Raw genomic sequence first — 13,394 nt, 5'->3', positions numbered from 1 at the left:
CGCGTCCGATCAGTTGCCGGCGGCCTTCTCCGGACGGAGCTCACTGGGCCGTACGACCACGAAGCCCTCGCCGTCGAGGCGGAGCTGAACGGCCTCGCCGGAGCCGCCCCGGAGCATGGAACCCAGGCTCTGCGAACGGTGCAGCGTGGTCTGCAGGCTGCTGCTCCAGCCGACCACGGCGTCGGTGTCGACGAAGACCGGAGACTGCGGCGACACGGGGATGACGATGGGATTGCCCTCACACACGACACCCAGCTTGCCCTGGCCGCTGAAAACGGAGTTGAAGAGTCCGCCGCCGACCATACCGGCGCCCTTGACGACCTTGATCTCGTAGGAGAGCGACGGGTCGAAGCACAGCACATTGCGGCCGTTGACGGTCAGGCCGTCACCAGGGGCGAGATCGATGATGAAGCAGTTCGCGGCCTCGTGCGCGAACCACACCTCGCCACGGCCCCGTACGGCCATCAGCGCCAGCCCCTCGCCGGTGACCGCCCGCTTGAGGAACTTGCCGACGCCCTGCCCCTGCTTCTCGAACTGCAGATCGCCGCGGTAGGCGACCATCGCACCCTGCCGGGCGTAGCACTCGCCGTCCACCGCGTACTTGATCGACTTCGCGTTCTGCTGCGTCATACCGGGTGCGGTCGCCGGTATGGCCATGTTGTCCGAGGAAAAGAGATCACTGTTCATGGCCGTCATGGTAGGTCGCATCGCCGCCGCACCAACCGGACTTGACGGCCGGCGGCAACCGATGCGGTCCTGCCCTGTCCTCTCCCGCCACGGATCGATTCGTACGGCAGATCGTCAACTCGGGCCACGACAACACCTGGAAGTCTGATCTTCGTGACCTGTGCCTCTGGATCGGGATTCGGCGGGGAATCCACATCGGTGTACGCACCGAGCGGCTCACAGTCGTGGTGCGAGGCGCTCCTACGGAAGCCGCATCGCCCATGAGCCGCTTTCCTTCACCAGTAGGGAGACCGATCGATGGCTCACCGGATCAAGAGTGCCCTCCTGACCGCCGGCGCCTGCGCCGTCGTCCTCGGCGGGGCAGGCCTGGCCTCCGCCGACAGTGGTGCACAGGGCGCGTCGCTCCACTCACCCGGTGTCCTGTCCGGCAACACCACCCAGATCCCCGTCCATCTTCCGATCAACGCCTGCGGCAACACCATCAGCATCGTCGGACTGCTGAACCCCACATTCGGCAACACCTGCGTCAACACCTGACGCCTCGCCGTCACGCGGTGTCCGGAGGCGAGCAGCCCGCCCCGGAACGCCGAGTGCCGGCCGAGCGGGCCCTCGGTTTCCCTTCCCGAGGGCCCGCTCTTCGCGTCGTGGCACTGATCGGCGCCCGGCCGGCACTGCCCGGCACCGACTGGATCCGTGAACGCCGACCGGAATACCGCTGACCGGCCCTTTCCCCTGGGGCGGAATTCCGCGACCGCACACACCGCTTTACCCCTAAAATCTTCTCCCGTTTACCTTCGCTGCCCCCTAGGCAATCGCGTCCTCGCGTAGCACGATCGACTGTAAAGGGCCGGACCTTCATCTCGACACAGCAGGTATTCAGCACGTCCCTCACCGCCACCGCTCACCCCCGATTCGGCTCGCAACCCATCAGACTTTCCCCACCCTGAGCGCACCGGCGCGTCGCGTGGTCGCGGCGCCGGTGTTCGGCACCGCGACCACAGGACGCACCGGTGCGGAAAGCGACACGTCATGAAACTGCTCGCCGAGCCACGGACGGACAACGACTCCCGGCCCAACGGACTCCGGTCTCCCCCGCTCGCGGCCGATATCGGCTTGCTGCTGCTCCGCCTGACCGTAGGGCTGATCATGGGCGGCCACGGCGCCCAGAAACTCTTCGGGCTCTTCGGCGGCCACGGGCTCACCGCGACCGGAAAGGGATTCGCCGCCCTCGGCTACCAGCCGGGCGAGTTCTTCGCCGGCCTCGCCGGGGCCTCGGAGCTCCTCGGCGGTCTCGGTCTCGCGGCCGGGCTGCTCACCCCACTGGCGGCCGCCGCGCTGATCGGCGTAATGATCAACGCCATGACGCTCTCCGCCCCCAAGGGCCTCTGGTCCGAGTCAGGCGGCCTGGAATATCCCCTGACGATCACCGTCGTCGCCCTCGCGGTCGCCGCGATCGGCCCCGGCCGCCTCGCGCTCGACAGGCCCTTCGTCTGGCGGGACGGGGGCTGGGGCTGTGCCGCCGTCGCCCTGGGACTGGGCGGCCTCGGCGCCGCCCTCACCCTGGCCCTGTGATCCGGAGAAACTCCCCACCTGTGATCCGGAGGCGCCCTGGAAAGAACAACGCATCACACGTCCTTGAACGAACACGGGCCACTGGACCTGCGTCGCGCGGAGGGTTGTGCGGGTAGCCGATCGGCCGGTCATGCGTCCGGTCGGTCATACGTCCGGAAGGGTGGCCTGCACCTGGCGCAGGAAGGTCGCATTGTCCGGGGCGTGTCGCAGCTTCTCCAGCAAAGTCTCCCATTTCGCCGACCCATCGCCGGTTTGGAGGACCCTCCGCAGTCGACGCGCGGCCGTCAACTCGGCTGCGGTGAGCAGCAGTTCCTCGCGACGGGTGCCGGAGGCGGTGACATTGACCGCTGGGTAGATCCGCTTTCCCGCGAGTGCGCGGTCCAGGCGGAGTTCCAGGTTTCCGGTGCCCTTCAATTCCTCGAAGTAGTAGTCGTCGGCCCGGGAGCCGGTCTCCACCAAAGCGGTGGCGAGGATGGTCAGCGAACCGCCCTCCTCCGCGAGGCGCGCGGCCCCGAAGAGCCGCTTGGGACCGTACAGCGCGGCCGCGTCCACACCTCCGCTCAGCGTGCGACCCCCCGATGCTGCGGCATTGTTGTGCGCCCGGCAGAGACGGGTCAGGGAATCCATGAGGACGACGACATCCGTTCCGTGCTCGACGAGTCGTTTCGCGCGTTCCACGGCCAGTTCGGCGAGCGCGATGTGCTCTTTCGGCGATCGGTCGAAAGTGGAGGCGAGCACCTCACCGCGTACGCGACGACGCATTTCGGTGACCTCCTCGGGCCGTTCGTCGACCAGGACGACCATCAGCCGGCATTCGGGGTGATTGTCGGCGACGGCGGCGGCCAGCTGTTGCAGCAGAACCGTCTTGCCGGTCTTCGGCGGGGCGACGATGAGCCCGCGCTGCCCCTTGCCGACCGGGGCGATCAGGTCGACGATGCGCGATGCCAGGCCGCCATGCGGGCTTTCGAGGCGTATCCGGTGTCGTGGATGCAGCGGCGTGAGATCGCGGAAGTGCGGTCGGCCCCGCAATTCTCCTGGTGGGCGGCCGTTGACGGTCTCGACCTCGGTGAGCGTCCGCGGGCGGCCGCACCAGCCCACGACGAAGTCACCTTTGCGCAGGCCGTTCTTGCGGATCAGTGCAGCGGGCACGCGAACGTCCACGGGTGAGGCGAGGAATCCTTCCGCACGAAGCAAGCCGAATTCCTGCCGCTCGTTCGCGATATCCAGGATCCCGGCGGCCGGCGTGGCGATGTCGATTCGGGAATCGACCACAGTCGTCGAGCGGGTCGAGTCGGTCGAGTGGGTGGGGTCGGCGGAGTGAGTGGTGTTCGTGGCGTGATCCGTGTGTGTGGTGTGCTTCGTGTGCTTGGTTTTGGTGGTGGTCACGGTGTCCTCTCGGGACGTATGGAGATGAGTACGCGGTAGGGCGGTACGAAGGAATCCGGCAGGTAGGGGGCGGCGTCTTCACGCCCCACGGGCGGGCAGGAAACCCGCGGCCGGAGAGAGATGGTGAGGGTGATGCTGCTGCCCGGCGCAGAAACCGAGTTCTGCCAGTGCCGGGCGGAGAACCGGAGCTGACCGCCGTCGCCGGTCCGGACAGACGAACCAAGGGCGCAGCGGCGACACGGATCCGTCACGAACGCACTGCGAAGAGAGACGGGCAGGGATGAACCGATGCGATGGTGATGGGGTCGCAGAGATGAGCCGGGCACCGGCGCCGTCATCGCGGCGAACACAAGTGCGCTCCGAACGCACTGTAGCACTCGACGCGGACGGGCAGACAGGCCTTCGATACTTCTCGGTACCTCACCCGGCCTCGCGGACCGCGGATGAGCCTATGCTGAACGCGATGTTCGCACCCCAGGGCCCCACGTTCCGTGAACTCGCCGTTCAGGCGCTGTCCTCCGTCGAGCACGGCTATGACCTGCTCGCTCCGAAATTCGACCACACCCCGTTCCGGACACCGCAGTCGGTGCTGACTCCCGTGTCACGGGCGCTGCTGAGGCTGGGGCCGTTCGACAGCGGCCTCGACCTGTGCTGCGGTACGGGCGCGGGGATGGGCGTACTGCGGCAGGTGTGCCGGGAGCGGGTCACGGGGGTCGACATCAGCGCCGGCATGCTCGCCGTGGGCCGTGCCCGTGAACAGCCGGCCGCGACCGCGCCGCGCATCGACTGGGTACGGGCGGATGCGCGGGCCCTTCCGTTCGGCCCGGTCTTCGATCTCGTCGTGAGTTTCGGCGCGTTCGGGCATTTCCTGCCCCGGGAGCGGCCGGGGCTGTTCGCGCAGGTCCACTCCGTGCTGCGCCCCGGCGGACGGTTCGTCTTCCCGGTCGGCGCGCCGCCCCGCCCGGGGTCGCCGGCCTACTGGACGCTCCTGGCGTTCGATACGGCGATGCGGGTCCGCAATGCGCTGTGGCGTCCGCCCTTCGTCATGTACTACCGGGCGTTCCGGCTCGCCGACGTACGGGCGGAGCTGGCCCGGACCGGCTTCGCAGTGCAGTTGCACGCACTGCCGGAGCCGGACCTGCGTCCCGATGGCAGCCCTCGGTGCCGGTTGGTGGTGGCCACCCGGCGCGGGTGAGACCGGACGGGCACCTGCACCGCATCGGCCACTGGCGACCGGAGCATCGCCGTCCAGGGGCCGGCAGGCAGGTCGCCACCCGAGTGCCGGGGGCATGTCACCGCCCAAGGGCCGGCGGGCACCTCACCGTCGCAAGGGCCGGCGGCACCTCACCGTCCAGTCGTCGACGGTGTACCGGCGCCCTCCGCCCGAGCCGTGACGACCGCCGCCGCGTCCATGACCTGCCGGGCCACCGCCGTCGCGTCCGCGAGGAGCGTGAGGTGCCCACACCCTGGCCGGACGATGAGGCGACCGTCTCGACAGGCGCGAAGGAAGCGGCGTTCGTCGCGGCGGAAGTGGTCGCGTTCGCCGTTCACCAGCCATACCGGACCCGGATACGCCGACAGCGTCGCGAGCGGGTCAAGCTCGCGGACGGCGGCGACGACGTCCGGCACGGTCTCGCAGCTCAGACCGCCCGCGGCCATCGCTCGCCCCAGGGGGCCGGGCAGCCCGTGACGGAACGCGAACGCGCTGAGGCGGTTGGCCTCTTCCGGATACCTGGCCGCCGCGCGTGCCGCTCCCCGGTACACGGCGCCGAACGGTCCGCGTGGCAGGGCCGTACAGCCCATCGCCACCAGGCCCGCCACCCGGTCCGGGTGTCCGGCAGCCGTGGCCATCGCGACGTAACCGCCCAGGGACAGCCCCGCCACCACGGCGCGGCCGCCGAGTCGATCCACCGCCTCGGCCACTGCCGCCACGGCGCCGGGCAGGGTGAACTTCTCGCCGCGCCTGGCTCCATGGCCCGGTAGGTCAGGTGCCGCCACGGGGTGGCGGGTTCCGATGGCATGGACAACGGGTCGCCACATCGTGCTGCTGACGCGCGTGCCGTGCACGAAGACGACGGGCAGCGCGGGTTCATTGGTCTCCATGCCCCGGCACGCTACCGCAAATGCAACGCAACGTTGCGTTGTTTCTCGATGCTAACCTTCCCTCATGAGCGAGGAACGACACGGCGGAACGCGACGAAGCGGCGGCCCGCGCAAGGCACCGGAGATCTTCGATGCCACACTGGACCTGCTCGCGGAGAAGGGCTACGAGGGCCTGACCGTCGAGGGAGTCGCGCAGCGGTCCGGGGTCAACAAGACCACGATCTACCGCTGGTGGCCGTCGAAGGGGGCGCTCCTGGGCGCCGCACTCACGGGCGCCAGCCGGCTCGACGTCGAACTCCCCGACACCGGCAGCCTCCGAGGCGACCTGGAGGCACTGCTGCGCACGGTGGTGACCTTGCTGACCGCTCCACCGGGCTCCGACATCGCCGTCTCCGCACTGGGCGCGGTCACCCACAGCCCCGAACTCGCCGGCCATGTGCGCGACTTCTTCGCCGATCGGATCGACCGCGAGCGACCCGTCTTCGACCGCGCCGTCGCCCGCGGCGAACTCGCGGCGGACGCCGACCCGATGCTGCTGGTGGACCTGCTGGCCGGGGCCGCCTGGCTCCGCGTCGTACTGCGGCAGCTCCCGGTGGAGAACGACTTCGTCTCACGCGCCGTGAGTACCGTCCTCAACGGCGCGTCGACTGCCCGGCGATGAGAGAAGAAGGCCCGAAGAGACCCCGAGGGGCCCCGAAGAGAGCCCGCGGAGGACCTGCGCGAGACCCGCCAGAAAACTGACGCAGCCTCCGTTTCGATTCCCCCTAAAGGGACTGTTTCGCCATCAACTACAACTTTACCGACTCTTGGTGTAGTTGAATCAACTTTCACTCCAGTCTCGAACGCAACAGCGGCGGACGCGACATGCACCACACTCCACCCGGAACAGTCGCTTCCATGTGCCGTGTGTGAAATGGGCGAGAAGCACGAGAGGCAACACCAAGATGACGAAGAGGAACGGCAGAACGATCCGGTACGGGAGCCGGCTGATGGCGCTGTCGACGGCCGCACTGGGACTGGTCGCAGCAATGACCGTACCCGCTGCCGCAGACGACGGCCCCACCCGGGAGCAGCTCATAGCCGACTGCGCCTCCGGCGAGGGGAAGTGCAGCTTCAACGAGCCGACGCTCGGCAAGGCGTACCTCGGGGACTTCCGGCAGGTCTCCAACTCCCTTTACAACTGCAGCACTTCGGACGCCACGCAGTCGATGGGCTGGGCGGACACGGTGGGTTCGACGGACAGCGCCGGAGTCTCGGTCACCGCCGGCGGGAAGATCGCCGGTCTGATCGACCTGAGCGTGACCGCGACGTACAGTCACACCTGGTCGAGTTCGCACACCGAGAACAGCTCCCTGAACATGACGGTGAAGCCCGGCGAGGTGGGCTGGATCTCCCGTGCACAGGTCATGCAGACCGTCTCGGGTACCTGGCAGACCCATTACGACAGCCCCAAGTGGGGGCACTACTACTGGTTCGTGCCGGACACCGTCACGGGCCCCGCACCCAACGGGACGGACGGGCAGAGCAACGCGGTCACGGTCAAGACCCGCAAGATGACCGCGTCGGAGAAGGGTTCCTGCTCGGCCGACGCGAAGAAGGGCCGGGCGTTCGTCGTGAAGCGCTGATCTCGGCAGTCGCGGCCGTCTGACGGTGGGCGCGGCCGGCCGAGCAGCCAGCCCGGTGCCTCCCGGCCCACCCCATGGGGCCGGGAGGTTCCCCGGGCAGGACGTCCTTGAGCTGGGCGGTGAGGCGACCACCGAGGTCGCGGCGGCCATCGGCTTCCATGACCCGGCGCATCCGAACCGGCCCTTCGCCCGCCACGTGGGCACCCACGCCGGGGCGCTGTGCCGCCACCCGAGGGCACGGCTCGTCGTGAGGGCGCCGGGAGGGGTGTTTTGGCCGACCGTGGCGTTACGGGGAGCTGAAGTGCCGTCATTTCGGCCATCTCCCAGGGTTGTCGGCCCGACGCGCTGCGTGTTGTGCCTACAGTCCCGCCATGACGCATGGGCAGGACGTGGCCGGCGACCGGGTGCTGGTGGCCGGGGCGTACTCGGTCGATCTTGTGTACCGGGGGCTGACGGGACCCGTTGCGTACGGCAAGGAAGTGTGGGCCGAGGGCTTCAGCATGGTGCCCGGCGGGGCGTTCACCCTGGCCATGGGGCTGCGGCGGCTGGGGCGCGAGGTCGTCTGGGCGGCGGACTTCGGCAATGACCCGTTCAGCCTGGAGGTGCTCGCGGCGGCACGGGACGAGGGGCTGGACGAGCGGGGCTTTCGGCGCCATGCGCGACCGCTGCCCAATGTGACGACCGCGTTGTCACGGCCCGGTGACCGGGCGATGGTCTCGTACGAGGAACCGGTCGTCGCCCCTCCGCTGGCGCAGCTGATCGAGACCTACCGGCCGACGCTGGTGATGCTGCCGTTCCTGCAGTACGGACCGGCGGTGTCCAAGGCCCTGGACGCCGCCGCACGAGTGGGGGCGGAGGTGTTCATGGACTGCCAGGACTACGCCGGCAGCGTCGACGTCCCCGAGGTGGCCAAGGCGCTCGGGCAGGTCGCCGTCTTCGCGCCCAACGCCACGGAGGCCCTGCGGGTGACCGGGACCGGATCCGTCGACGACGCGCTGGAGGTGCTCGCGGGGTTGGTGCGCACCGTGGTGATCAAGCAGGACAGCAGGGGCGCGGTGGCCGCGCAGGACGGTGTACGGATCGCGCAGCCGTCGCTGCCGGTGGACGTGGTGGACACCACTGGCGCGGGGGACTGCTTCAACGTGGGCTTCGTCCATCGCCGCCTCGCGGGCGGGACGCTCGCCGAGTGTCTGGCCGCCGGAGTCGTCTGCGGGGCGGCGTCCGTCACCGCGGCCGGTTCGGGCGCCGCGCTGGACGCGGCCGGGCTCGAACGGTGGCTGGCGCGCCTGGCGACGTAGCGCGGCCGTCTTCGTACGGCGCACACGGGCCGCACGGAGCCGCTCGGAGCAGAACTGCTCGGCGGAGTACAGACCCGCCCCGCCGGAGTACCGACCCGTACCGCGGAGACGCGCCCGACCACAACGGGGGAAACATGGCAGCGCTGGAGTCGGACGAGCAGGCTGCGCGCGGGCCGTCGGCCGCGGGTCCCGGTGACCGGGTGCTGGTCACCGATCTGGACGGCACGCTGCTGGGCGGCGACCGCACGGACCGCCGGCGGCTGCGCCAGGCGCTCGACCGGCACCCGGAACTGACCGTGGTGTTCGCGACCGGCCGCTCACTGCCGTCCGTCGAAGGGATCGTGTGCGCCGATCCGCTCGTCCCCTCTCCCCGGTGGATCATCGCGGACGTCGGCGCGAGCGTGATCGACGGGAGGGACCGCACCTGCGTCGGCCCGTTGCAGGACCGGCTGCGTCACGGCTGGCCGGGGCAGCGGAGCGTACGGGAGCGGTTGGCGCGCTTTCCCGAACTCGTCTATCAGGACGGGGTGGTCCAGGAGGGCCGCTGCTCGTTCTTCCTGCGTCCCGAGCAGCTCTCCGAGGCGATCACCGACGCGGTGCGGGAGCTGGGTTGCGGATGGACGTACTCGGCAGGCCGCTACTTCGACGTCCTGCCGGCCCGGGCCAGCAAGGGCAACGCCCTGGCGCTGCTCGCCCGTCGGCAGCGGTGGCGCATGGACTCGGTCCTCGTGGCCGGGGACTCGCTCAACGACCTGTCGCTGTTCCAGCTCGGCGCACGGGGCGTGCTCATGAGCAATGCGGAAGCCGCACTCCGGGAGCGGCTCCCCGACCGCGCCGACGTCCACCGGCCGGACCGTCCGGGGGCGGCCGGCATCCTGTCCGCGTTGGAGAGCCTGGGCTGGATCGAGCGTGCTCGTCCCCTCGTGGTCGGCTATCACCGTCCGCCGGTGCGATGGGCCGACGGGCAGTGGCAACAGCCCCTGAGCCCGAACGGCGTGCTGCCCACGCTGCAGGGGCTGTTCAGCCCCGACGGTCCCGATGCCGTCTGGGCCACGGCGCTGGTCGGGGACGACGCCCCGCAGGGCAGGGTCGAGGTCACGCAGGGCACGGGCGGTGTCGCGTACGACGGCGGTGCCGGGCCGCGCGGCGGCGAGGGCGCCTTGGCCATCCCTCCCGGCGCGTCCGCCCGTCCGGGTCCCGCGCACGGGACCGGTCTGCCGCTGGCGTTCCTCCCGGTGGCCGCCGCCGAGTGGACGGAGTACTTCCACCGCGCGTGCAAGGAGACGCTCTGGCCGGCGCTGATGTCCCAGCCCGACCGGATGCGCTACAGCGCCTCGGCCTGGCGGCACTACGAGACGTTCAACGCGCGCTTCGCCGACCATGTGAGCGCCCACGCGGCGCGCGGCGCCACGGTCTGGCTGCACGACTACAACCTCTGGCTCGTGCCCGGCATCCTGCGCGCGACGCGGCCCGATCTGCACCTGGGGCTGTTCCACCACACGCCGTTCCCGCCGCCGGACGCCTTCGCGCGCATTCCCACCGCCGAGCAGCTCCGCGACTCCCTCGCCTGCCTGGACTGGGCCGGCTTCCACACCGCCGAGTTCGCCGGCCACTTCCGGCAGGCGCTGGCCGGGGCCCGTCGGGCACCGCGTACCGGCGTCCACCCCCTGGGCATCGACCGGCGGGCCGTCGAGGAGCTGGCCCGTACGCGCCGGGTGCCGGCGGCGCGGCCGGGGCCGGCCCTGATCCTGTCGGTGGAGCGACTCGACTACGCCAAGGCGCCGCTCGAAAAGGTCCGGGCCGTCGCGATCCTACTCTCCCAACACCCCGAATTATGCGGGAAGTTGAGGTTCCGACTGGTGTGCCCGCCGCCCGAACCGGGCATCCGCGTGCACGACGGCACCCGCGCCGCCCTGGAGCGCGCCATCGCGGGCCTCAACGACCGCTGGCGCACCGGCGGTTGGGAGCCGGTCGAGTACCTCCCCCGCGCCCTGTCCTTCGGCGAGGTGGTCGACCACTACCTGGCAGCGGATGTGTTCTGGGTGACGTCCCTGCAGGACGGTATGAACCTGACCGCCAAGGAGTTCATCGCCAGTCATGCCGCCACCGGCCGGTCCGGGGTGCTCGTCCTCTCCCGCCACACCGGAGCGGCCTCCCAACTGGGAGCCGTCGCCCTGCTCACCGACCCGCGCTCCCCCCGGGACCTCGTCGGCACCCTGCACCGCGCACTGACCATGACGCCTTCGGAGCGCCTGACCCACATCACCCGGCTCGCCGCCCTCCTCGACGACCAGACGCCCGCCCGCTGGGCCCGCCAGATCATCGGCGCCATCCCACGGCCGCCGAGGGAGACGGTCAAGGCGACGGGTGCGGCGAGCGGACCGAGCGCGGCGAGTGCGGCGAGTCCGGAGGAGGCCTTCATGCGCTGAGCCGCTCCCCCATCGTGCCTCGAAAGAGCGCGGTGCGAGCGCCCGAACAGCGGGTATCACCCTGGGGAATCCGCATTCTTGCGCTCCCGGGAGCCGCTCATGAGGCACACCCATCCCCAGCCCGGCGACATCGGACTCACCCAGATCTCCGGCGTCACCGGCCGGTTGATCCGCTTCGGACAGTGGATCAACGGCGACGGTTTCGCCGACTACCAGCACGCCTTCCTGGTCCTGCCCGACGAGCGGCTGCTCGAAGCCCAGCCCGGCGGGTCGCGCATCCGGCCGCTCGCGGACTACGCCGACGACGACGTGCTCTATGTGTGCCCGAAGGGGCTCACGGAGCAGCAGCGCGCCGGCATCTGCGCGGCAGCCTCCCGCTACGTCGGGGTGCCGTACAGCTTCCTCGACTACCTCGCGATCGCCACGCACCGGTTGCGGGTGCCCGTTCCGGGGCTGCGGCGCTATATCGCCAGCAGCCGGCACATGATCTGCTCCCAGCTCGTCGACCAGTGCTATCTGGACGCCGGCGTGCACCTGTTCGCCGACGGGCGGTGGCCCGGGTACGTGACGCCGATGGCGCTGTACAACCTGCTGGGCCGCTGACGCCGCCGGAGCCGAGGAGAGGGGCGGCACGAGGGCGGGGGCGGTGCGTCCGGGGCGCCGGAGCCATCCATCCGGCCGCTGGACCGGCGCCCCTTGCTCGTCGTCCTCGGTCGCCCTCGCCCGTCGTGCGTGCCCGGTGATCAGGTACCGGACTTGCGGCCGTAGACGTAGACGTCGTCGCCGTTCTTCAGCAGGGACCAGTACTTCTTCGCGTCATTGCCGCGCATGTTGACGCAGCCGTGCGAGCCGGGAGCCGACCAGACGCTGCCGCTGATGGAGTGGAAGGCCTGACCGCCGTCGAAGAACTGGCTGTAGGGCATGGGGACGTCGTACAGCGTCGAGACATGGTGCAGGTTGCGCCAGTAGATGTTCTTGGCGCCGGTGCGGGTCTCGTAGCCGTCGCGGCCGCTGCGGATCGGGACCGGCCCGAACACCAGCCTCGACCCGTCCTGTATCCAGCTGAGCTGGCGGGTCAGGTCGACACAGGCTATTCGCCCGCGATTGGTGGGGCATTTGCTGGATTTGTTCGGGTTGTGGCCGGCCGCCTTCTGCTGTGCGACCAGGCTCATCACGCCCCAGGTGACGGGACCGGCGTAGCCGATGTTCGGGGTGATGCCGTGGCTGGTCTGGAAGGCGCGGATCGCGCGGCAGTCGGCGGCCGACTGCCTGCCGTCGACCCGCAGGCCGAGGAACTTCTCGGCCTGCTTCTGGTAGGGGCCGCGGCTCGCGGTGCAGGCGGACGCGGCGGTGGCGGCCTGGGCGGTGGAGCCGAAGGCCGCCGTCAGCGGCAGGGTCAGCGCGGTGAGGGCGAGCGCCGCGCCCACCCGGCGGCCGGAGCCGGACCGCTGCCGTCTGCTGAGGTTCACCCGCTGCCGCAGTTTCAGTCGTGGTTTCATGCCGGGTATGACTGTTCGCCCGACCTGTCGGTTGCAGGCGTGACCGACCCGAAATAACGGCGTACATCATATCCGGTCAGGCAGGGCGCCACCCCGGCCCCGACCCGGCCCCGTCCCGGTGCCCGTCGCGGTCCGTCCCTGGCGACGGCGCGGCCCTTGCTCCGGACGCTCGCGCCGACGGATCAGCCTCCCACCATTCCTTCGCTTCCCTTGCGACCATGGGCGCGCCGCCGGGGCTGACGCCCTCCGCCCGTCGCCGCAAAGGAGCCCGTATGACCGCCGCCAGCGCAGAACTGCTCGTCGATGCCTTCGGCCGCATCCGGGAGGTCGTCGAGGAAGTGGTCAGCGGGCTCAGCCCCGAGGAGCTCGACGAGCGCCCCGACGACGCCGCCAATTCGATCGGCTGGCTGGTCTGGCACCTGACCAGGATCCAGGACGATCATGTGGCCGGCGCGGCCGAGGCGGAGCAGATCTGGATCTCGGACGACTGGTACGAGCGCTTCGGGCTGCCGTTCACGGCCGACGACACCGGATACGGCCACTCCCGCAAGGAGGTGGCGGCGGTGCAGGACCTCAGTGCGCAGCTGCTGACCGGCTACCACGAAGCGGTCCACGACAACACCGTGCAGTACCTCGCCGGGATCGAGGACAAGGACCTCAAGCGCGTCGTCGACCGTGCCTGGTCGCCGCCCGTCACGCTGGGCGTCCGGCTGATCAGCGTCATCGCCGACGATCTGCAGCACGCCGGCCAGGCGGCGTACGTGCGCGGCCTGCTCGGTCGCTGAACGGCAGGCC

At 70.2% G+C, this 13,394-nt stretch carries 13 protein-coding genes; 9 read left to right on the top strand and 4 right to left on the bottom strand.

What is annotated here, in order from left to right; genetic code table 11:
• Nucleotides 1-9 precede the first annotated feature (9 nt).
• Complete coding sequence (locus tag AC0680_RS17805; protein WP_478629457.1) at nucleotides 10-687, bottom strand: AIM24 family protein; 678 nt, start codon at nucleotides 685-687, stop codon at nucleotides 10-12.
• 297 nt (nucleotides 688-984) lie between these two features.
• On the opposite strand from AC0680_RS17805, the gene AC0680_RS17800 reads away from it, so the two are divergent.
• Together AC0680_RS17800 and AC0680_RS17795 are read left to right on the top strand one after the other, a co-directional pair.
• The gene (locus AC0680_RS17800; protein ID WP_478629454.1) at nucleotides 985-1,224 is read left to right on the top strand and encodes a chaplin; all 240 of its coding nucleotides are present in this window, start codon (nucleotides 985-987) and stop codon (nucleotides 1,222-1,224) included.
• A 492-nt stretch (nucleotides 1,225-1,716) separates the two neighbouring features.
• Nucleotides 1,717-2,259, top strand: coding sequence for a DoxX family protein (locus AC0680_RS17795; protein ID WP_478629452.1), 543 nt, complete (start codon nucleotides 1,717-1,719; stop codon nucleotides 2,257-2,259).
• 144 nt (nucleotides 2,260-2,403) lie between these two features.
• Here AC0680_RS17795 and rho read toward each other — a convergent pair whose 3' ends face one another.
• Nucleotides 2,404-3,516: a transcription termination factor Rho gene (rho, locus tag AC0680_RS17790; protein ID WP_478629738.1), complete on the bottom strand. Its 1,113-nt coding sequence runs from the start codon at nucleotides 3,514-3,516 to the stop codon at nucleotides 2,404-2,406.
• 592 nt (nucleotides 3,517-4,108) lie between these two features.
• Here rho and AC0680_RS17785 point away from each other — a divergent pair.
• The gene (locus AC0680_RS17785) at nucleotides 4,109-4,840 is read left to right on the top strand and encodes a class I SAM-dependent methyltransferase (protein ID WP_478629450.1); all 732 of its coding nucleotides are present in this window, start codon (nucleotides 4,109-4,111) and stop codon (nucleotides 4,838-4,840) included.
• 149 nt (nucleotides 4,841-4,989) lie between these two features.
• On the opposite strand, the gene AC0680_RS17780 is transcribed toward AC0680_RS17785, so the two are convergent.
• Nucleotides 4,990-5,748: an alpha/beta fold hydrolase gene (locus tag AC0680_RS17780; RefSeq protein ID WP_478629448.1), complete on the bottom strand. Its 759-nt coding sequence runs from the start codon at nucleotides 5,746-5,748 to the stop codon at nucleotides 4,990-4,992.
• A gap of 64 nt (nucleotides 5,749-5,812) precedes the next feature.
• Here AC0680_RS17780 and AC0680_RS17775 point away from each other — a divergent pair, with 64 nt between their 5' ends.
• From AC0680_RS17775 to AC0680_RS17755, 5 genes are all read left to right on the top strand, one after another.
• Nucleotides 5,813-6,409 carry a TetR/AcrR family transcriptional regulator gene (locus tag AC0680_RS17775; RefSeq protein ID WP_478629446.1) on the top strand — a complete coding sequence of 199 codons (597 nt, stop codon included), beginning with the start codon at nucleotides 5,813-5,815 and terminating at the stop codon, nucleotides 6,407-6,409.
• 283 nt (nucleotides 6,410-6,692) lie between these two features.
• Nucleotides 6,693-7,373, top strand: a complete 681-nt coding sequence (locus AC0680_RS17770) for a hypothetical protein (protein WP_478629444.1) — start codon at nucleotides 6,693-6,695, stop codon at nucleotides 7,371-7,373.
• Nucleotides 7,374-7,744: 371 nt separating this feature from the next.
• Complete coding sequence (locus AC0680_RS17765; protein ID WP_478629441.1) at nucleotides 7,745-8,671, top strand: carbohydrate kinase family protein; 927 nt, start codon at nucleotides 7,745-7,747, stop codon at nucleotides 8,669-8,671.
• 134 nt (nucleotides 8,672-8,805) lie between these two features.
• Complete coding sequence (locus tag AC0680_RS17760) at nucleotides 8,806-11,100, top strand: trehalose-6-phosphate synthase (protein WP_478629440.1); 2,295 nt, start codon at nucleotides 8,806-8,808, stop codon at nucleotides 11,098-11,100.
• A gap of 99 nt (nucleotides 11,101-11,199) precedes the next feature.
• Nucleotides 11,200-11,703 (top strand): C40 family peptidase, encoded by a 504-nt coding sequence (locus AC0680_RS17755; protein ID WP_478629438.1) that lies wholly within the window; start codon nucleotides 11,200-11,202, stop codon nucleotides 11,701-11,703.
• Nucleotides 11,704-11,843: 140 nt separating this feature from the next.
• On the opposite strand, the gene AC0680_RS17750 is transcribed toward AC0680_RS17755, so the two are convergent.
• Nucleotides 11,844-12,599 carry a L,D-transpeptidase family protein gene (locus AC0680_RS17750; protein WP_478629437.1) on the bottom strand — a complete coding sequence of 252 codons (756 nt, stop codon included), beginning with the start codon at nucleotides 12,597-12,599 and terminating at the stop codon, nucleotides 11,844-11,846.
• A gap of 272 nt (nucleotides 12,600-12,871) precedes the next feature.
• Here AC0680_RS17750 and AC0680_RS17745 point away from each other — a divergent pair, with 272 nt between their 5' ends.
• The gene (locus AC0680_RS17745) at nucleotides 12,872-13,384 is read left to right on the top strand and encodes a mycothiol transferase (RefSeq protein WP_478629435.1); all 513 of its coding nucleotides are present in this window, start codon (nucleotides 12,872-12,874) and stop codon (nucleotides 13,382-13,384) included.
• Nucleotides 13,385-13,394 lie beyond the last annotated feature (10 nt).

This window comes from Streptomyces sp. NPDC043738, from assembly GCF_056436545.1.
This window is presented reverse-complemented; position numbering and strand designations above follow the sequence as displayed.